General features: G+C 61.0%; 16 protein-coding genes and 1 pseudogene. 4 read left to right on the forward strand and 13 right to left on the reverse strand.

The window, feature by feature from the left end; genetic code table 11:
• The first annotated feature begins 37 nt into the window (after window positions 1-37).
• The gene (locus HFO99_RS16175; RefSeq protein ID WP_222332998.1) at window positions 38-931 is read left to right on the forward strand and encodes a carbohydrate ABC transporter permease; all 894 of its coding nucleotides are present in this window, start codon (window positions 38-40) and stop codon (window positions 929-931) included.
• An 11-nt stretch (window positions 932-942) separates the two neighbouring features.
• Window positions 943-1,776 (forward strand): carbohydrate ABC transporter permease, encoded by an 834-nt coding sequence (locus HFO99_RS16180; RefSeq protein ID WP_222362256.1) that lies wholly within the window; start codon window positions 943-945, stop codon window positions 1,774-1,776.
• Window positions 1,777-1,833: 57 nt separating this feature from the next.
• On the opposite strand, the gene HFO99_RS16185 is transcribed toward HFO99_RS16180, so the two are convergent.
• The 4 genes from HFO99_RS16185 to HFO99_RS16200 all read right to left on the reverse strand — a co-directional run bounded on the left by HFO99_RS16185 (window position 1,834) and on the right by HFO99_RS16200 (window position 6,458).
• The gene (locus HFO99_RS16185) at window positions 1,834-3,075 is read right to left on the reverse strand and encodes an O-antigen ligase family protein (RefSeq protein WP_222362258.1); all 1,242 of its coding nucleotides are present in this window, start codon (window positions 3,073-3,075) and stop codon (window positions 1,834-1,836) included.
• On the reverse strand, window positions 3,072-4,634 hold the full coding sequence (locus tag HFO99_RS16190; protein ID WP_222362260.1) for an undecaprenyl-phosphate glucose phosphotransferase: 1,563 nt from the start codon (window positions 4,632-4,634) through the stop codon (window positions 3,072-3,074). Before HFO99_RS16190 ends, HFO99_RS16185 begins: the two co-directional genes overlap by 4 nt.
• 75 nt (window positions 4,635-4,709) lie before the next feature.
• Window positions 4,710-5,879: a glycosyltransferase family 4 protein gene (locus HFO99_RS16195; protein WP_222333002.1), complete on the reverse strand. Its 1,170-nt coding sequence runs from the start codon at window positions 5,877-5,879 to the stop codon at window positions 4,710-4,712.
• 3 nt (window positions 5,880-5,882) lie between these two features.
• Window positions 5,883-6,458 carry a polysaccharide biosynthesis/export family protein gene (locus tag HFO99_RS16200; protein WP_222333003.1) on the reverse strand — a complete coding sequence of 192 codons (576 nt, stop codon included), beginning with the start codon at window positions 6,456-6,458 and terminating at the stop codon, window positions 5,883-5,885.
• Window positions 6,459-6,647: 189 nt separating this feature from the next.
• Between HFO99_RS16200 and HFO99_RS16205 the strand changes: the two genes are divergently transcribed.
• The gene (locus tag HFO99_RS16205) at window positions 6,648-8,822 is read left to right on the forward strand and encodes a GumC family protein (RefSeq protein ID WP_222362262.1); all 2,175 of its coding nucleotides are present in this window, start codon (window positions 6,648-6,650) and stop codon (window positions 8,820-8,822) included.
• Between the two features lie 4 nt (window positions 8,823-8,826).
• Here HFO99_RS16205 and HFO99_RS16210 read toward each other — a convergent pair whose 3' ends face one another.
• Window positions 8,827-10,065, reverse strand: a complete 1,239-nt coding sequence (locus HFO99_RS16210) for a GNAT family N-acetyltransferase (protein ID WP_222362264.1) — start codon at window positions 10,063-10,065, stop codon at window positions 8,827-8,829.
• 223 nt (window positions 10,066-10,288) lie between these two features.
• Window positions 10,289-10,498, reverse strand: coding sequence for a DUF2842 domain-containing protein (locus HFO99_RS16215; protein ID WP_018483581.1), 210 nt, complete (start codon window positions 10,496-10,498; stop codon window positions 10,289-10,291).
• Window positions 10,499-10,613: 115 nt separating this feature from the next.
• Between HFO99_RS16215 and HFO99_RS16220 the strand changes: the two genes are divergently transcribed.
• Entirely contained in the window at window positions 10,614-11,717 is a 1,104-nt protein-coding gene (locus HFO99_RS16220) for a COX15/CtaA family protein (RefSeq protein WP_222362266.1), read from the forward strand.
• Between the two features lie 25 nt (window positions 11,718-11,742).
• Here the strand turns inward: HFO99_RS16220 and HFO99_RS16225 are convergent, their stop codons facing one another.
• The 7 genes and pseudogenes from HFO99_RS16225 to HFO99_RS16255 all read right to left on the reverse strand — a co-directional run bounded on the left by HFO99_RS16225 (window position 11,743) and on the right by HFO99_RS16255 (window position 18,526).
• Complete coding sequence (locus tag HFO99_RS16225) at window positions 11,743-12,534, reverse strand: sulfite exporter TauE/SafE family protein (protein ID WP_222362269.1); 792 nt, start codon at window positions 12,532-12,534, stop codon at window positions 11,743-11,745.
• Between the two features lie 167 nt (window positions 12,535-12,701).
• Window positions 12,702-13,634 (reverse strand): N-acetyl-gamma-glutamyl-phosphate reductase, encoded by a 933-nt coding sequence (argC, locus tag HFO99_RS16230; RefSeq protein WP_222362271.1) that lies wholly within the window; start codon window positions 13,632-13,634, stop codon window positions 12,702-12,704.
• A 60-nt stretch (window positions 13,635-13,694) separates the two neighbouring features.
• Window positions 13,695-14,657, reverse strand: coding sequence for an agmatinase (gene speB / locus HFO99_RS16235; protein WP_222362273.1), 963 nt, complete (start codon window positions 14,655-14,657; stop codon window positions 13,695-13,697).
• Window positions 14,658-14,881: 224 nt separating this feature from the next.
• Window positions 14,882-16,070, reverse strand: a pseudogene (gene cml, locus HFO99_RS16240) (CmlA/FloR family chloramphenicol efflux MFS transporter).
• A 307-nt stretch (window positions 16,071-16,377) separates the two neighbouring features.
• Window positions 16,378-16,845 (reverse strand): 30S ribosomal protein S9, encoded by a 468-nt coding sequence (rpsI, locus tag HFO99_RS16245; RefSeq protein ID WP_017963826.1) that lies wholly within the window; start codon window positions 16,843-16,845, stop codon window positions 16,378-16,380.
• A 1-nt stretch (window position 16,846) separates the two neighbouring features.
• A complete protein-coding gene (rplM, locus tag HFO99_RS16250) occupies window positions 16,847-17,311 on the reverse strand; it encodes a 50S ribosomal protein L13 (protein ID WP_003558420.1) in 465 nt (154 codons plus the stop codon).
• A gap of 315 nt (window positions 17,312-17,626) precedes the next feature.
• The gene (locus tag HFO99_RS16255) at window positions 17,627-18,526 is read right to left on the reverse strand and encodes a LysR family transcriptional regulator (protein WP_222362275.1); all 900 of its coding nucleotides are present in this window, start codon (window positions 18,524-18,526) and stop codon (window positions 17,627-17,629) included.
• Between the last annotated feature and the right edge of the window lie 52 nt (window positions 18,527-18,578).

The following is an 18,578-nucleotide window of genomic DNA, read 5'->3' on the forward strand; positions in this document are numbered from 1 at the left end:
GCGCGATGACCACAGCTTTGGTTTTATGGAGTACTGGATGAAACGCTCCGCACTTGATAGCTCGCAACATACCAATTTTATCTATTTATTGCCTGGATTGCTGTTTTACGCGGCGTTTGTCTTTGGACCGATCCTCGCGGCTTTGGGTTTGAGCCTGACCAGCTGGGACGGCTTGACCATGCCCAAGTGGGTTGGTTTGGGCAATTACGCCGATCTCTTTTCTGACAGTCGTTTTTATATAGCCTTGCGTAACAATGCCGAGCTTATGATCTTCTACTGTGTCCTGCCGCTCGTGCTCGGTATCGCTCTTGCTGCTTGCGTCTGGAATCTGAAGCAACGCGAACAGCTCGCTCTGCGCACGTTCTTGTTCCTGCCTTATATCATGCCGACTGCCGTGTTGGGCATCATCTGGGCGTGGCTCTACAATCCTGCATTCGGCCCGTTCAATCAGTTTCTCAGAGCAGTAGGGCTAGGCGCCTTCGCACTCCCGTGGCTCGGAGATTTCAATTTTGTCCTTCCCGCGGTCGGGATCGTTGCCACTTGGTATTTCTTTGGTTTTTGCATGGTCATTTTCCTGACCGGAATCCAACGCATCGACCCGTCGCTTTTCGACGCTGCCAAGGTCGATGGTGCTTCGGCGCGAAAAACTTTTTTCTGGATAACGCTGCCGCTTCTATTGCCTGAAATAAGGGTGGTTTTGCTTTTAACGGTCATAGCCTCGATCAAAAGCTTCGACCTGATTTTTACAATGACCCGGGGCGGACCCGCCAACGCTACGCTCGTGCCGAACATCTACATGTATCAGCTCGGCTTCGAGCTCAATCGGTTCGGCGCCGCGGCGGCCATCGCCATTGTCGGCGCGATACTCACATTCGTGATCAACTACGCAATTCACCGATTTGTAGGCTCGCAGCATAAAGGATTGGCTTGATGAGCCGTTTGATGAGGCGTTCATTTAACATTTCCGCCGGTCCGCTATTCCTCCGCATTGTCCTCTGGCTTCTTGCTTTCGTCACGATCATCCCCTTCCTGCTCCTGCTTCTAACCTCAATAAAGAGCAAGGCTGACGTTCTGCAGGGTGCATTCGCGTTGCCGGCATATCCACATTTCGAAAATTACGTCGATGCTTGGAATGCCGGACATTTCAACATTTACTTCTGGAATTCGATCATCGTTGTCATACCCGTCGTTGCTGCAAGCGTCTTGTTAGGCCTGCTGACCGGTTTTGCCTTCGCATACCTGTCATTTCCGCTGCGGCGTACGCTGTTCGCTATCCTGACGCTCGGCATGATGGTGCCGGCGGAAGCCTTCATCATCCCGCTCTATTATGAAATGCGGTATCTCGGACTGATCAATACCTATGCGGCTCTGATTATGCCACAGATCGCGATGTCGATACCATTCTCAACGATCTTCCTCGCCAGCGCGATGCAGCAACTGCCGGAAGAAGTTCTCGAAGCGGCGGTTCTCGATGGCGCCGGACGATTCTATATCCTGCGCAAGATCGTTATCCCGCTCATGGTGCCGGCAATGTCGACACTGGCGCTGTTTTTGTTCATATGGACCTGGAACGAGTTTCTGATCCCGTTCATTCTGGTCAACGACGACGCCTATCGGACGCTGCCCCTCGGCATGCTGTTTTTCCAAGGGCGTTATACCGTCAACACGCCGGTTCTGACCGCCGGCGCGGTGATCGTGATTTTCCCGCTCATCGTGACTTATCTGATTTTCCAGCGACGGTTCATTGCCGGCCTGACGGCAGGAGCGACGAAATAGACAGCCATATGCGAAGGTGTCGTTTCGGAGCCGCACGCCTACTTGGACAGCAAGACGTCACGCTGCCCTTAGTCTTTGTTCGCGCTTGTGGCGCACTTCCAGCGCCGCGCAGCCCCAGATCGTGCCAAGCAGCAGATAGACATGGCGCCAGTGGTCGATATCGATGACGTTGCCGATTGTCGCATGGCCGAGAACCGAGATCCAGGCGATCATCAGGAAGGGCTGCCACGGCCGGTCGAGCAGCAGGTTTCGGAAGCCGAGAGCGAGCGTCCAGAGAAGCATGCCGACATAGCTGACGAAGCCGAGCCAGCCATAAGAAGTGAGCGATTTCAGCCAAATATTGTGCTCGTCCTCGGGAAACATCGTGCCGAACACCAGCGGCCCGATGCCGAGCGGGCGCTCCATCATCATAGTGAAGCCGATCCGATGGCGCTCGAAGCGGCCGAGATGTTCGCCGTCATATTGCTGCACCAGTTGCGCGCGCGCCGAAAACAGTTCGGCGACCTTCGGGATCTGCAGTGCCACCAGCAGCGAGGTGACCAACATGATGATCGCCGCCAGCGACAGGACCAGGACTCGCAGGCGAAAGGCGCCGCTGCGCTCCTTCAGCAGCATGATGAAGATCAGCAGCGCCACGCCAAGCGCGAAGAGCCCCCAGGCGGCGCGGGAGAAGGAGAGGAAGATGCCGAGCGCAAGCACGAGCAGGGCGGCGGCCTTCAGCGGCGATTTCTTCAGGTCGCCGGCCAGGATACCGTGGACGAGATAGAGCGATGGCGGCACCAGGAAGGGACCGAAGACGTTGGGGTCTTGGAAGGCGCCCTTGGCGCGGTCGTAGAGCGTGAAGATTTCCGCGCCCGGAAAGGCGTGGAAATAGCCGAGTATGCCGAGCGAGGAGGTGGCGACGGCGGCGAAGGTCCAGGCATTGAATATCAGCGGCAGCCGCTTGTGGCTGTCCTCGATGATTGCCGCGTAGAACACCGCCGTCAGCGCCAGGAAGGTCGACACCGCGATATACATCGGCGCCGTTGCCAGGTCCTTCATCTGCGTCAGCGACAGCATGCCGCCGATATTGAAGGTCAACAGCAGGGCGAGCAGTGGCGCCACGCCGCGCGAAATCCTGAGGCCCAGGATGAACCAGAGACCGATCAGCCCGGCCATCCAGAGTTCATAGGGCGCCGGCTCGTCGATCACGAAACCGGAGAGGAACACACCGAAGGCGACAAAAGCCGAGCCGATCAGGCACAGCGTCATCCGCTGCGGTTGGGCGACACGGGGATATGTCGCCTCGATCGCGCTCAATAGGCGTTTTCCGTGTTGAGCAGCCGGATCGGCGTCAGGAACAGGATCTTGAGATCGAACCAGAGCGACCAGTTCTCGATGTAATAGAGGTCGTAGGCGGTGCGGAACTTGATCTTCTCGTCATTGTCCACTTCGCCGCGCCAGCCGTTGATCTGTGCCCAGCCGGTGACGCCGGGCTTGACCCGGTGGCGGGCGAAATAGCCCTCGACGACATCGCCGAAGGCGCGGTCGCGCGCCTGGGCGAGAACGGCATGCGGACGCGGGCCGACGAGCGAGAGATCGCCCCTCAGCACGTTGAAAAGCTGCGGTAGTTCATCGATCGAGGTCTTGCGGATGAAGCGGCCGACGCGCGTGACGCGCGGATCGCCCTTGGTCACCGCGGCCTTGCCCGTGGGGTCGGCCATGTTGGTGTACATCGACCGAAACTTGTAGACGTTGATGATTTCGTTGTTGAAGCCGTGGCGCTTCTGCATGAAGAAGACCGGGCCTTCGGAGGTCGCCTTGATGGCGATCGCGGTCGCGACCATGATCGGCCAGAGCAGCGCCAGTGCGACGAGCGTGAAGAAGATGTCGAAGCCGCGCTTGGCTACGGAATCCCAGTCGCGGATCGGCTTCTTGAAAATATCGAGCATCGGCACCGAGCCGACATGCGAATAGGCGCGCGGCCGGAAGCGCAGCCGGTTGGCATGCGCGGCAAGGCGGATATCGACCGGCAGAACCCAGAGTTTCCTCAAAAGGTCGTAGATGCGGGCCTCGGCCGAAAGCGGCAGGGCGATGATCAGCATGTCGATGCGCGTCAACCGCACGAATTCGACGAGTTCGGTTACGGTGCCGAGCTTCGGATAACCGGCGACCATGATCGGCGAGCGCTTTTCGCCGCGGTCGTCGAAGATGCCGCAGATGCGGATGTCGTTGTCGGCCTGCTGTTCGAGGACGCGGATCAGGTCCTTGGCCGGCTCGCCGCCACCGACGATGACGGCGCGACGTTCCATGATGCCGTTGCGCGCCCAGTTGCGGATGCCGTAGGCGACGACAAAGCGTTCGGCTGCAAGGAAGAGCGCGCCTGCGACGAACCAAGGGATGTAGGCGTCGACCATCGCCCACGTGGTGCCGCGAATGAGCCCGAACAGGCCGACGGTCAGGAGAAGCGCGATCGTCCAAGCGGCGACGATGCGCGGCATGAGCCGCAGCTTCGCCCGAAGTGCGGGAATGGTGTAAGTGTCGGCAAGCTGCAGGCCGATAACGGTCAAGGCCGAAACGATCACTGCCATGCCCGCCCGCACCAGCGTGGAATCGTTGCCCTCGCCGGGCCAGAAATAGTGAATGGTCAGGGCGATCGCAAAGAGTGCCAGGAATTCCAGCAGCCGCAATTGCCCGATGATGATCGCCGGCGAATGAGTTCCGTCGCGGAACTGTTCGGCGATCTGGCGGGCATAGGGATTAATTTCGGTCGGGTCGGAGGAATTCTCCTGAACCGCGTCGCCGCGAACCTCGATGTCGGAGACCTGCTTGCGCAGTGCTTCCACGTCGAATTGATCGCCTTTGTCCAGCTTGTTCATGGGGGCCCAGTTTGTTCATGGGGCATAGTCGCTCGTTGTCACCCAGCGAAATACCAGAAAGCCCCTAAGAAATATTTACGAGGCGGCGGGCATTGCTTGGTCGGCAACGGGATTGACGAGCTCATGGTACAGTTTCAGGACATCGCGTGCCATGACGGCGGACGAAAACACCGCCTTCACCGCTTCGGGCTTCGGCATCGTCCTGGCGTGCCAATTGGGCGTGCTCAGCGTTTCCGCCATGACGCGGGCGAGATCGTCGGAATTGCCGGGCTCGACCAGCGCCGCGCTGTCCGCGCCGAGCACCTCGGGAATGCCGCCGACACGGCTGGCGATAATCGTCTTGCCGGCGCCGAGCCCCTCGAGCACGATATAAGGCATGGCTTCGGCGCGCGAGGGAACGACGAGGTTCTGCGCCATGGAGAAGGCTTCGTGGACCCGCATTGCCGGCAGCATGCCGATGCGTTTGCCAAGGCCGCGTTCGACCATCATCTCGCGGTAGCGGTCGCGATCCGGCCCGTCGCCGATCATCAGCGCCGATAGTGGCCTGCCGAGCAGCCGCTCGGTCTTGGCGAAGGCATCGACAAACAGATCGGGACCCTTGAGATCCCGCAGCATTCCCACATAAATGAAATGCACAGCATCCGAGCGGGTCGGGATCGCCTCGAAATCGCGCTCGCTGATACCGTTGTAGATCAGCCTCGTCTTCGTCCGCGGTCGGCCGACCTTGCGCGCATAGGTATCGCGCTCATATTCGCAGATGAAGACCAGCGCATCGGTGAAATATTCCTGCAGGCGCTCCATCCTGAGGACGAACTGTCCGCTGAGCGAGGAGCGCGAATAATGCAGGCTTCCACCATGCGCGGTATAGAGGCGGGCTACGCGATACCTGTTCACCCGCAACGCTGAGCCGGCAAGTCGCGCGAGCACGCCGCCCTTGGCGCCGTGTCCGTGCAGCACATCCGGCCGCAAACTTTTGATTTTCTTGTATGTATCCCACATCGTCGCAATATCGGACGGGCTGATCGACCGCCGGATCGGCACGCGTGTCAGGCCGAGCGAGAGATACGGACGGATATCGTCGAACAGGCTGTCCTCGTACTCGCCGCCGGTCGAGCTGTCGCAGAGGATGCCAATTTCATGGCCGGCCTTGCTGTGCTCCTCGACGAGATCGCGGACATGGCGGAAAATTCCGCCGACCGGCGACCTGAAGCAATGGAGGATGCGGAGCGCCTGCTGTCTTGCCATCGCTCAGAAAAGCCGTTCGCGAACGTAGATCGTGTCACCTGCGATGATCGGCCCTGATATGTTGATGCGGCCGGTCAGCACCTGTCCATTGATCTTGCGGGTGACATCGACCATGCGCTGGTTGGCGCGGCTGGTGAAGCCGCCGGCAACCGCGATGGCATTCTGCACTGTCATGCCGGGAACATAGGCATACTGGCCGGGCTGGCCCACTTCACCCATGATGAAGACCGAACGGTAGCGATCGACATCGATCGTGACGTCTGGATCGCGAAGATAGCCCTGCTGCAGTTTTTGGGCGATCTGCCCCGAGAGTTGCTGCAGGGTTCGTCCGCGGGCAGGGACCTGGCCGATGAGCGGGAAGGCGACATAGCCGGCCTGATCTACCGTATAAGTGTTGGTCAGACTCTGCTGGTCGAAGACGGTGATGCGCAGTCGATCGCCGCTGTCCAGCGCATAAGGCTGAATGGTCGCCTCGTTGAAGGCCTTCGGCGCAGGCTTGTACGTCGTGCAGCCGCCCAGTGCTGCGGTCATGGCTGCAAGGCTCAGGGCCAAAAGGATCTTGGGCTGGACGACAGACATCCGCTTGTGCTCACAAAAATGAACTCGGTGCAGTCGTTATCGATCCGTTAGGGTTAATGCCCGGTAAAGGCGCTTGCAATTTCCCGGTTTCCTTCATCGATCATCGCTCGTTTCTTGGCGAGCTTGTCATTAACCGTTGAGTTACCATGGTCGTTTACGCTTACGGCACCTTTGTTGTGGAGTAAGAGCATGTCCGGCGTAGCTCGTGATCAGGATGTGGACATAGACCTTGGCCAGTTGGTCCGTGCGGTCTGGGCGCGCCGTCTGCGGATTTTGACGATTACGCTCGTGGGGGCGGGCGTCGCCTTTGCCGGCGCCAAGATCATGTCGCCGCAATATCGCAGCGAAACACGCATCCTCATCGAACCCCGTGCGCCGGCCTTCGCCAGCACTCAGCAGATCAACGACGCCAGCGCCGGTCCGCTGATGGACGAACTGAACATCGCCAGCCAGGTGCAGCTTCTGCAATCGGCCGATCTCCTCAAGAAGGTCATCAACGACCTGAAGCTTTATAACCTGCCGGAATTCGACGATGCCGCCAGCGGCTCGGCGATGAGCAGTATCCTGGTGAAGCTGCATCTGAAGAAGAACCCGCTGGCGAACCCGCCGGAAGAGCGCGTCATCGACGCGTTCGTCGAACGCCTGCAGGTCTATCAGGTGCCGGGTTCGCGCGTCATCGGCATCAATTTCACCTCCAAGGACCCGAAGCTCGCGGCCGCCATCCCGAATGCCATGGCGAATGTCTATCTTTCGACCCAGAGCGGCGCAAAGCTCGATTCCAACTCCGAGGCGACCCGCTGGCTGGAGCCGGAGATCGAGGGCTTGCGCCAGAAGGTCAGCGAAGCCGAGAAGAAGGTCGCCGAATATCGCACGTCGCACGGGCTATTGCAGACGAACGGCACGACCACTTTTCCGGCCCAGCAACTGAACGATATCTCCGCCGAGTTGACCCGCGTGCGGGGCGATAAGGCCAATGCCGAGGCGCGGGCGCAGGCGGTGCGAAACGCATTGTCCTCGGGCGAGGCCTTCGACACGCTGCCGGACATCATGTCCTCACAGGCGATCCAGCGGCTGAAGGGGACGGAATCCGGCCTGCAGTCGCAGATCTCCGATCTGCAGACCAGCCTTCTCAACAACCATCCGCGGCTGAAAAGCCTGCGCGCTCAGCTCTCCGATATCCGCACCCAGATCCGCCAGGAGACGCAGAAGATCCTGGCGAGCATCGAGAATGAATCCAAGGTTGCGGATCTGAGGGCAAACGAACTGGAGCGCCAGTCGGACACTGCGCAAGCCAACAGCGCCCGCGCCGGCGAGGACGAGGTCGGTCTGAATGCGCTGGAGCGCGAGGCGAACGCCCAGCGCCAGTTGCTCGAAACCTATCTGGTGCGCTACCGTGAGGCCGCCTCCCGCGCCGACAGCAATTCGAGCCCGGCGGACGCCCGTATCGTTTCCAAGGCTATCGAGCCGGTCGATCCCTATTTCCCGAAAATGGTGCCGATCGTCGTCGTCGCTGCCGTCGCGACGCTGATCATGAGCGCCATCGTCATCATGCTGTCCGAACTCTTCAGCGGCCGGGCACTTCGCCCGACAGATGCGGCTCCGGAGACAATCGAGGCAGAAGCGGTCGCCGAGGAGAAGCATGTGTCGCAGGCCGCTCCGACCGTCGCTGCCGCCAAAAAGCCCGTCCAGCCGAGCATGCTTGCCGTTGTCGCGGACGAAGAAGATGTGATCGAGGACGTGAAGGCCGCTGAGGAGGCGCCAGAGGACGAGGACGAGAATGAATTCTCCGTCGCCTCAGTTGCAGACTATCTCACTGGCAGCCGCGCACCACTTGCTATCGCGATATCTCCGACCGGTGACAATGGCTCGGCGGCGACGGTTTCGCTGACACGCATGCTCGCCGACGCCGGCCGTCGCGTCATCCTGATCGACATGACCGGTTCCGGCTACCCCACAGAACTGATGGCCGAGGACCAAGCCGCTCTCGGTGTCACCGATCTGCTTTGCGGCGAGGCTGCCTTCGGCGATACAATCCACGGCGACCGCCTTTCCGATGCCCATCTCATCCCTCAAGGCCAGAGCGACGTCCGCCGCGCCATGCGCGGTGTCGACCGGCTGTCATTGCTGCTCGATGCACTCGCCGCCGCCTACGACCTCGTGGTGGTCGAATGCGGTTCGGCCGATGTCGCCGGTGTCTCGCGGCTGACGCGCAGCCGGGACATCGAGATCATCCTCTCGCTGCCTGAGGTCGAGGAGACCATCTTCGTTGCGCTGATGACGGAATTCCAGGCTGCAGGCTACGAGCGCGTCGTGCTGATGTCGGGCGGCGAAGGGGCCGAGCAGACGCTCGGCCGGGCTGCTTGAACGGTTAGCCGATCCGTGCCCGAATGCCTTGGGCGAATTTATAGAGCTTCGGGCGCGCCTTGATGTGTGCCTTGCCGCGGGTGACGATCCGGTGTGCGGCGCCGGCGATCACACCGAACGGCGAAACCGGCAGCACCACGTCGTAGTGTGCGGTCTCGACCGGCGCCCAGGAACGCTTGTAGGTCTGGTCGCCGAGGCCGAAATCGAACAGCGCGACACCCTTGCCATGCAATCCCGAGGTGGTCTGCCAATAGAGAAATTCGCCGGGGCTCGTATCCGGCACGAGCTCTTCATCGATCGCCCCGAACTGGCAGATGATGTGGTCACCCTTGCGCGAAATGCCTGAAATCGCGGCGATCTTACCCTCAAGTTCGCCCTTGAGCCGGAGCATATGCATCTGCAGCCCGAAGTACTGCCTGGTGTCATCCCGCTTGTCGATGAGACCGTGCAGGAAGGCCTGCGTTTCCCTGTCGGCAAAGACGTCGGGCAGGCCGAGGCTGGCGAAGCGGGCGCTCTTCAGCCGGAAGAAGATATCGAGCAGGCTATGCTGTTCTTCTGGTGTCTCGGGAATGACGTATTCGAAGCCGCCGGCCGCCTCGAAGCGCTTCGACTGAACGCGGAATTTCTTGCGCCGGTTCTTGGCATTGAGCTGCTTCAGCGTGTCCTCGAAAGCGGGAAGGAACGGCAGCTGATAGGCGTGATTCTGGTTGTGCACCATCGGCAGCCCCGCGAGCGGGCTCTCGCGCCCGCGCCATTGCAGCGGAATGTTCTGCAGCAGCAGGAGATCGGCGCGGCCCTTCAGTGCATGCTGGAGCTGGCCGGCGAACTCATGGGGGTCGCTGGTTTTGCCGGCTTCGGCAAAGCTTTCCGCGAACAGGCCGGTATTGATATTGCTGTGATCGGCGGCGATGAATTTCGCCGTCGTGAGCCCGCGAGACTTGACGATCTCGACCGGCAAAATGAAGGCGGTCTGACCCGCATGAGTGGCTTTGAGGATCGCAAGCGGCCGCCGAAAGGCGCTCACCCAGGCGGCGCACCAGTCGTAGCTCTGATGCAGAGACTGGAGATTGTCGCGCTCCAGCGCCCGCCAGTCATCTTCTAGCGGCTGCATCGTCTCGAAGACTTCGATGTCGAGTTCGGCCATGGTGAGTTTCATGCTCAGCTGGCGCAGGCGCGAAATGGCCGTATCGGCCAGCGCCTTGTCGGACGGCTGTTCATGGACATCGAGCTTTTGCGTCTGCACGGTTTTCTCCGGTCAAGAATGCTGAACGGGAACGTAGGTATGCCAGACGTATATTTGGTTTAACCGCACGCGATGGGCGAGGTTTTCCGCAGATCACGGTTATTCGGCCGTTAATGGCCCTAAAGCATGTCGCGCAAAAGTGTGCAGCGGTTTTGCGACAACGACATGCGTAAAAGCAAAGACCTAAAGCGCGACAAGCGAATCTGAAAGATCGCGACGCGCTTTAGCGCTGCGGGGGACCGGCCATCCATTTGATGATCACCATCGCCGGCAAGACCCAGAGCAGGCCGGTGAGCAGGAAGTAGAGCAGATGTCCCCACCACGGCGCGTTGCCGAGCGTTGCCACCGCGATCGTATTCGCCACCAGCGCATAGACGAGCACGAGCACGATGATGAGGATCGTGCCGATGAATTTGCGGAGGCGGACGGGCATCGGTTATCTCTCGGCATGGACGGGTCGAACCGGCGCGACGGCATGCCGCAAAGGTTCAGGGCTTGTTTTGCATGAGCCGGTGGGGCAAATCAACTGCCGGATGGAAGGAGACATCATGGCCGTCGCAAACCTGACCACGGAACAGGCGATCCTGAGCGAAGTGCGCAAGCAGAACCGCGACCGCCGCGCCTTGCGCCTCTGGCTCGGTTTCGTGCTTTTGGCGCTCTTCTGTCTCGTGCTCGTCGGAGGCGCCACGCGGCTGACCAATTCCGGCCTGTCGATCACGGAATGGAAGCCGATCCACGGCGTCATCCCGCCGCTGTCGGCTGCCGAATGGGAGGAGGAATTCCGCCTCTACCAGCGTATTCCCGAATTTCAGCAGCTGAACGACTCCATGACCGTCGATGAGTTCAAAGGCATCTTCTGGTGGGAATGGGCGCACCGGCTGATCGCCCGCGGCATCGGCGTGATCTTCGCGCTGCCGCTCATCTATTTCTGGCTGACGGGGCGGATCGAAAAACGTCTGCGCTGGCCGCTCGTCGGCATCCTGGCGCTCGGCGGCCTGCAGGGTTTTATCGGTTGGTGGATGGTGTCCTCGGGCCTGTCCGTCCGCACCGACGTCAGCCAGTACAGGCTCGCAACGCATCTCGTCATGGCCTGCCTGATCTTTGCCGGCTGCATGTGGATCATGCGCGGTCTCTCCAGACATTCCGATGATCCGGCGCCGGCACGAAGCTCGCGCGGTTTTGCCGCCGCGATCGCCATTTTCGCGCTATTCCAGATCTATCTTGGCGCGCTGGTGGCGGGCCTCGACGCCGGTTTTTCCTACAATACCTGGCCGCTGATGGATGGCGCCGTCATTCCCTCCGATCTGCTGATCCAGCAGCCCTTCTGGATCAATGCCTTCGAGAACCCGAAGACGGTGCAGTTCATCCATCGCATCGGCGCCTATACGCTGTTCGCACTGACGCTGATCAACATGGTGATCGCCCTTCGCGCAGCACCTTGGACCACCCATGCGCGCCGCGCGATCCTGCTTTTCGCGCTGGTGACGCTGCAGGCAGCAATCGGCATCGCCACGCTGCTGATGCAGGTGCCGCTTCACTGGGGCCTGCTGCACCAGGCCGGTGCGCTTGTGGTTTTCGGTTTCGCCGTCGCCAACTGGCGCGGCTTTTACGGCGAATATCCGCACGGGACGATGATCGCCGAACGCGACTGAAGCGAGCGGCCCTCTCGGGGTGGATCTACCGCAGCACGCTGTCGAGCAGCGGCATACCGATGATCGCGGCGGCGGCGATCAGGATGTAGCAGGCGATGCGGAAGGTCCGCTCCTCGGCAAGCCCAAACAGTTTCGAGCCGCCGTAGAGCCCGACCGCATAACTCGGCAGGATAACGGCGGTGAGCGCGAAGACGGCAGGCACGAACAGTCCGCCGACATAATAGCTGATGGCGCTGAAAACAGACGAGATCGAGAAATAGATAACGACATTCGCCCTGATGCGGGTGAAGTCGCTTTTGCCGCCAAGCCAGTAGGCGACGACCGGCGGTCCGCCGAGCTGCGCGGCGCCGCTGAAAAGTCCGGCGATCAGGCCGATGCCGCTGGTGATCGGTGCGGACGCCTCCCCGCGATATCGCCATCCCGATACCAGCAGCGCAAGCAGGCTGATGGCGATGATCGTGATACTCCAGCGCAAGAGCATCGGGTCGAGTAGCGCCAGCATCGCCGTGCCGGCCGGCACGCCCAGGGCGGCCCCCGCCGCCATGACGAAGACCTCGGGCCGGTTGGCGCCGCGCCAGGCGGAAGGGATCATCCCAAGCGCCGCAATGCCGTCGATGACGAGCAGGATCGGCGAGATCAGCTTCGGCCCAACGATCGCGCCACCGAGCGGAATGAAGATCAATGCGGCGCCGAAGCCCGAAAAGCCGCGGGCAAGCCCGGCGACGAAGGCAAACGCCATCAGCGCATAGATGCCATGATCGGGCAGGGCGGTGGCAAACCATGCGCCTACGCCAGCGACAAGCGCATCCAGCGTCATGATATCGGCTCCGTGATTCGGGATTGGTAGCGAGGAAGGGTCCGTTTTCATAACCCAATCGTCATCGATGATCGAGCGCGAAAGCGATGCTGCGGCCGCCGATGCAAGCGGCCGCAGGAAAGATCATGATGAAGAGATCGACACAAAGCTCGAGCGGCGATCGCGCCTTACGAGGCGAGCATCAGGTCCATATTCTGGACGGCGGCGCCCGAGGCGCCCTTGCCGAGATTGTCGAGCAGAGCCACGAGGTTCACCTGCGATGCACCTGATGTGCCGAAGACGAAGAGCTTCATCGTGTCCTTGCCTTCGAGCTCGACGGCGTTGACGCGGGGCATGGCCTTGCTTTCGGCCAGCGGCACGACACTGACGATATCCTGGCCGGCATAATGGGCGACGAGTGCGGCATGGATGCTTTCCATCGTCGTGCCCTCGGCGAGATCGTCGAGATGCAGCGGCACCTGCACGATCATGCCCTGCGCGAACTTGCCGACCGACGGCGAGAAGATCGGTGCGCGATCGAGCAAGCCGTGCACGGTCATCTCGGGCACGTGTTTATGGGTGAGCGGCAGGCCGTAGAGGAAATGCGGCGCGGTGATCGCATCCGGGTGATCCGGGTCTTCCATCTGCGCGATCATCTGCTTGCCGCCGCCGGTATAGCCGGAGACCGCGTTGACCGTGATCGGATAGCCGTCCGGCAGAATGCCGGCGGCCCGCAGCGGCCGGATGAGGCCGATCGCTCCCGTGGGATAGCAGCCGGGATTGGCGACGAAACGGGCGGCCCTGATCCTGTCGGCCTGCGCACCGTCCATTTCGGCAAAGCCATAGGCCCAGTCGGGATTGACGCGGAAGGCAGTCGAGGTGTCTATAACGCGCACATTGTTATTGGCTGAAACCATCTGCACCGCTTCCTTCGACGCATCGTCTGGCAGGCAGAGAATGGCTATATCGGCGCTGTTCAGCATGTCCTCGCGCATGGCGGCGTTGCGCCGCTCTGCTTCGCGTATGGACAGAAGCTCGACATCGCGGCGGCCGGCCATACGCGTGCGGATCTGCAGACCCGTCGTGCCGTGTTCGCCGTCGATGAAGATTTTCGGTGCCATGTTAAACCTGCGCTTTCAATGGGTTCTGAAGGTTTCCGGATTCAGATTGAGGATAATAGCTTAGCCTTGTAACACGGCGATGGCGCGTCGCTCCGCATGAAGCCCCAGCATATACATTGCGACCGTTGCCCCCGCAATGGCGGTGATATCGGCATGATCGTAGGGCGGCGAAACCTCGACGACGTCGGCGCCGCGGATATCGAGCTGGTGCAGACGCTGCAGCACCGAGAGGATCTTGGCGCTCGACGGCCCGCCTGAAACCGGCGTGCCGGTGCCCGGCGCAAAGGCCGGATCGAGGCAATCGATATCGAAGGTGAGATAGGCCGGCGCCCCGCGCGTCTGGGAGATGATCGCCGAGGCGATATCGCTGGCGCTCATCTCCTCGACCTGATGACCATAGAGAATATTGACGCCGCAATCCTCCGGCGCATGGGTGCGGATGCCGATCTGAATGGAGCGGTCGGGGTCGATGATGCCCTCTCGGGCGGCCCGCGCTACGAAAGAGCCATGGTCGATGCGCCGTTCCTCGTCGAACCAGGTATCCTGGTGCGCGTCGAACTGCACGAGCGCCAGCGGCCCGTGTTTTGCCACATGGGCTTTCAGCAGCGGCCAAGTGACGTAATGATCGCCGCCAAGCGTCAGCAGGAAGGCGCCGCTGTCGAGGATGACATTCGCCTGGCGTTCGATAGCGGCCGGCGTGTCCTGATGATTGCCATAGTCGAGCAGGCAATCGCCGTAATCAATCACGGACATGTCGGCGAAGAATTCGCGGTTGAAGGGATATTGCGCATCATTGTCGAAGATCGCCGAAGCGCGCCGGATCGCCTGCGGCCCGAACCGTGTGCCCGGCCTGTTCGATGTCGCGGCATCGAAAGGAATACCCCAGACGGCGACGTCGACGCCGGCGAGCTCCTTGGTGAAGCGGCGGCGCATGAAGGATAGGGCACCGGCAAAGGTCGGGTCGCTGGCGGCGGAGGTGAGGCTGGTCGCCGTGAAGGCGTGGTCAATCGATCTGTTCGCCAAGTCGTGCTCCTTCTTCGGCCGCAAAACCATAGTCGCGTTTGATGCGGACGCTGCATTGCAGGATCGCCGTTCGACGCGAGGGTGTCGGCGGCGGGTGTCTCTCGCAAAGGAATTGGCCGATCCCTCGCGCGCAGAAAGGGGTAGGCGAGGTGCGGACGGATTTCAAGCAATCGTTCGGACGACGGCCGCTCGTGATCGTCGAGCGACAGTCGTTCGCCCGCTGCCTATCGGGCCGGCTCCCACAGGCACCACAATCCAGCCAGCGTCGTCAGCGCGGTCGCTGAGACATAGCCCACGAGCGGCCAGGCACTGTCGCCGCCGAGCAGAATCACAAAGAAGGTTCCGGCAAAGCCGACGATGATGCTCTGGATGCAAAAATAGAACGCGACCGCCGTTCCCGCCGTGTCCCCAAAGGCGGCGAGCGCGCCGTTGGCCGTGACCGCCGTCGCAAGGACGATGCCGATCGCGATGATCCAACATCGGCACGACGAAACTGACCAGGGAAGGCTGCAGAAACAACTCTCCGAACACAAGCAGCACGGCGCCGAGAAGCAGCACTGCCATGCCTCTGGCAAGGCTGCCTGCAATGCCCCAGCGCATCACGAAGCCTTTGGCGAAACGCGCCGTCACGATCATCACCAGCGCCACCGTAGCAAAGACGAAGCTGAAGCCGATGCCGGAGAAGCCGGCTTCGTCGATCAAGATACGGGGTGCCGTCGAGAAGAAGACGAAGAAGGCGCCCATCGCCGTGCTGAAGCCGCCCGTATAAACCCAGAAGGGAAGGCTTGTAAGGATCGGGCGGACATCGATCTTCGCGGTAACGGCAGGGCGGGTTTCGTGCCCCCGCATGCCGGCGTTGAAAAGCGCGGCAATGGAAAGGAGGCCGATGACGAGGAAGATGGCGCGCCAGCCGAAGCGATCCGATATCAGAGCTCCAGCGATCGGACCCAATGCGGGCACGAAGGAGAGAATGGAGCCGAGAAGGCTATAGATCGTGCTGCTTTCGGGACGCTCGGCGTAGACGTCACGCACAGTTGCGAAAGTTGCGACGAGGGTCGCCGATGCGCCGACTGCTTGCAGCAATCTCAAGGCCACGAAGAGCGGCGCCGACGAGGAGCCCGCAAGCAGAAAGGATGAAGCGGCAAAGAGTGCAGCACCTCCAAGCAGGACAGGCCGTCGTCCGACAATATCGGAAATTGGGCCGAAGACGATCTGGCCGACACCGAGCACGAGCATGTAGAGGCTGAGGGTCAGTTGGATGACGGTCGGCGAAGTGCCGAGTGCCTCCGGCATCATCGGCACGATCGGCAGATAGATATCCATGGCGAGCGAGGCCAGGATGTCGAAGGGTGCCATCAGCAGCAAGGTTGCCGGCAGGGAATAGGTCCAGTGCTGGATTTTGGGATAAGACATGGGAAAGAACCCGCTCAAATGATTTCATTCGGCGGCGATCTGTCTCTTCATCGGTATCGGGATTGACCGGACAGACGCCGCAACAACAGGACAAAGTTGCTGCGGCTCATTTGTCTGCGGACTTGGTTGTTCCCATAATGCGACCCTGACCGCGGCTTCGCTCATTTCCGAAGCGCTTTGCCAAGGTTCTACCAGCAGAGCTGGAATGCGACAATGGCATGCCAACAAGCTTCCGATTGGTTTAAGCAGCGCAATACAAAAAGGCCGGGTTGCCCCGGCCTTCGTAAATCCCATCTGCCCGAAGCGATTAACGCTTGGAGAACTGGAACGAGCGGCGGGCCTTTGCCTTGCCGTACTTCTTGCGTTCGACGACGCGGCTGTCGCGGGTCAGGAAGCCACCCTTCTTCAGTACCGCGCGCAGGCCCGGTTCGAAGTAGGTGAGCGCCTTGGACACGCCATGGCGAACGGCACCGGCCTGGCCGGAGAGGCCGCCGCCGGCAACGGTTGCGACGATGTCGAACTGGCCGTCACGGGCAGCCGCAACGATCGGCTGGCGCAGGATCATCTGCAGCACCGGACGTGCGAAATATTCCGCGAATTCCTTGCCGTTGACGGTGATCTTGCCGGAGCCCGGCTTGACCCAGACGCGGGCGACGGCGTTTTTGCGCTTGCCGGTCGCGTAGGAGCGGCCGAGCGAATCGACCTTGCGGACGTGGGCCGGAGCAGCAGCTTCGGAAGCTGTGCCGAGATCCTTCAGGGAGGAGAGGTCAGCCATATCAGGCGCTCCTTACATTCTTTTTGTTGAGCGCGGCAACGTCGAGCGCGACCGGCTGCTGGGCTTCATGGGGATGGTTGGAGCCGGCGTAAACGCGCAGGTTCTTCATCTGGCGACGGCCGAGCGGGCCACGCGGAACCATGCGTTCGACGGCCTTTTCGAGGACGCGCTCCGGGAAGCGGCCTTCGATGATCTGGCGTGCGCTGCGTTCCTTGATGCCGCCGGCATAACCGGTGTGCCAGTAGTAGACCTTGTCGGAATACTTCTTGCCGGTGAAAACGACCTTTTCAGCATTGATGACGATGACGTTGTCGCCGTCGTCAACGTGAGGCGTGAAGGTTGCCTTGTGCTTGCCGCGCAGGCGCATAGCGATGATGGAAGCGAGACGGCCAACGACCAGCCCTTCGGCGTCGATGATCACCCACTTCTTCTCCACCTCTGCAGGCTTCTGGGAGAAGGTTGCCATAGTGAATACTCTCTTTTGGGACCCTTGGCCCGAGGGCTTGAAGGGCGTTTCTTGTTGCTTGGATTGGCAGGCTAAAGGCATGCCAAAAAGAAAGCAGCCCGGATAGGCTGCGTTCTGGTGCGGTGTATAATGGGAATGTGACATCGGGTCAATATCGACTTCCCGAAGGTTTTGAAAAATTGCGAAGTAAAAACAAGCACTTACATATGTGGTATTTTAATACCTCATATTTTCGCGGTCGCGGGCTGCTGCGCCTGACGTTTTTCACGTCGTCTCTGCCAGTTTGAAATCGCGTCCCACTGTCGAAAGCGGCTCTTAACCTTTGAATGCGCGCAGGCATTTCATCATTTCGCGAAGGCCGCGCGTCAGATGTTTGTCCCGGCGCAGAACCATGCCGAGGCGGCGCGTGAGCCGCGGGTTCAGCGATGAAGTCGTGACGAGGCCGGCGCGGTCGCGCTTCAGCGCCAGGCCCGGCAGGATCGACCAGCCGAGCCCCACGGCCACCAACTCCTTGATCGCCTCGATGCTGCCGAACTCCATCGCAGGTCGGATCCTGGTATCCGGGGCGGCCAGCCATGCGTCGATTGCCCGCCTGGTATTGCCGCCCTCATAAAGCAGCAGCGTCCTGTCGCGCATGAAGGCGGCGTCCGGTCCGCCGTCGGGCATGAGGCTGCCCTCGGGGGCGACGGCCAGCAATTCCTCCTCGTAGAACGGTTCGATCTCGAAGTTGCGTCCCGAGGAGGGCAGGGCGACGACGGCGATATCGAGGCTGTTGGCCTCCAGATCACGCAGAATGTCGTCGGCATCGCCGATGCGCACGGTGATTTCGAGGCCGGGCATGGATTTTCTGGCAACGGCGATGGCGCGAGGAAGCAGATGGATTGATGCCGTGCCGCCGCTGCCGATGCGCACGCGGCCGCTGGCTCCATCTCTGTACCGCATCATCGCTTCTTCCGCGGCGGCCGATTCCTGGAGCAGCCGCCTTGCATGCACGAGCAGGTCGAGGCCTGCCGCGGTCGGCAGCGCCCGACGACCGACGCGCTCGATCAACCGGACGCCGAGCCGCTGTTCGAGCCCCTTGACCTGCAGGCTGACGGCCGGTTGCGTCAGGCCTTCCTTGTCGGCCGCAGCCGTAAAACTTCCGAGATCGGCGACATTGACGAAGGCGGCGAGCTGATCGAGGTGAAGAGGCATACCAAAGAAATCCTTATGCATAATATAATATCCATAAGCTTCTTTGGCGGCATCTTCCAGTGCATCTTTCATC

Origin of the sequence: Rhizobium leguminosarum (assembly GCF_019798305.1) — a bacterium.
Classification (GTDB): Bacteria; Pseudomonadota; Alphaproteobacteria; order Rhizobiales; family Rhizobiaceae; genus Rhizobium; species Rhizobium leguminosarum_U.

Coding starts and splice junctions, on each gene's coding strand:
- rpsI (WP_017963826.1), bottom strand. CDS start 16,845: ATGGCTGACCTCTCCTCCCTGAAGGATCTCGGCACAGCTTCCGAAGCT.
- HFO99_RS16175 (WP_222332998.1), top strand. CDS start 38: ATGAAACGCTCCGCACTTGATAGCTCGCAACATACCAATTTTATCTAT.
- HFO99_RS16200 (WP_222333003.1), bottom strand. CDS start 6,458: ATGTCTGTCGTCCAGCCCAAGATCCTTTTGGCCCTGAGCCTTGCAGCC.
- HFO99_RS16190 (WP_222362260.1), bottom strand. CDS start 4,634: ATGAACAAGCTGGACAAAGGCGATCAATTCGACGTGGAAGCACTGCGC.
- HFO99_RS16225 (WP_222362269.1), bottom strand. CDS start 12,534: ATGACGCTGGATGCGCTTGTCGCTGGCGTAGGCGCATGGTTTGCCACC.
- HFO99_RS16195 (WP_222333002.1), bottom strand. CDS start 5,879: ATGGCAAGACAGCAGGCGCTCCGCATCCTCCATTGCTTCAGGTCGCCG.
- argC (WP_222362271.1), bottom strand. CDS start 13,634: ATGGCACCGAAAATCTTCATCGACGGCGAACACGGCACGACGGGTCTG.
- HFO99_RS16255 (WP_222362275.1), bottom strand. CDS start 18,526: ATGCATAAGGATTTCTTTGGTATGCCTCTTCACCTCGATCAGCTCGCC.
- HFO99_RS16215 (WP_018483581.1), bottom strand. CDS start 10,498: ATGCCCGTCCGCCTCCGCAAATTCATCGGCACGATCCTCATCATCGTG.
- HFO99_RS16205 (WP_222362262.1), top strand. CDS start 6,648: ATGTCCGGCGTAGCTCGTGATCAGGATGTGGACATAGACCTTGGCCAG.
- HFO99_RS16220 (WP_222362266.1), top strand. CDS start 10,614: ATGGCCGTCGCAAACCTGACCACGGAACAGGCGATCCTGAGCGAAGTG.
- HFO99_RS16180 (WP_222362256.1), top strand. CDS start 943: ATGAGGCGTTCATTTAACATTTCCGCCGGTCCGCTATTCCTCCGCATT.
- rplM (WP_003558420.1), bottom strand. CDS start 17,311: ATGGCAACCTTCTCCCAGAAGCCTGCAGAGGTGGAGAAGAAGTGGGTG.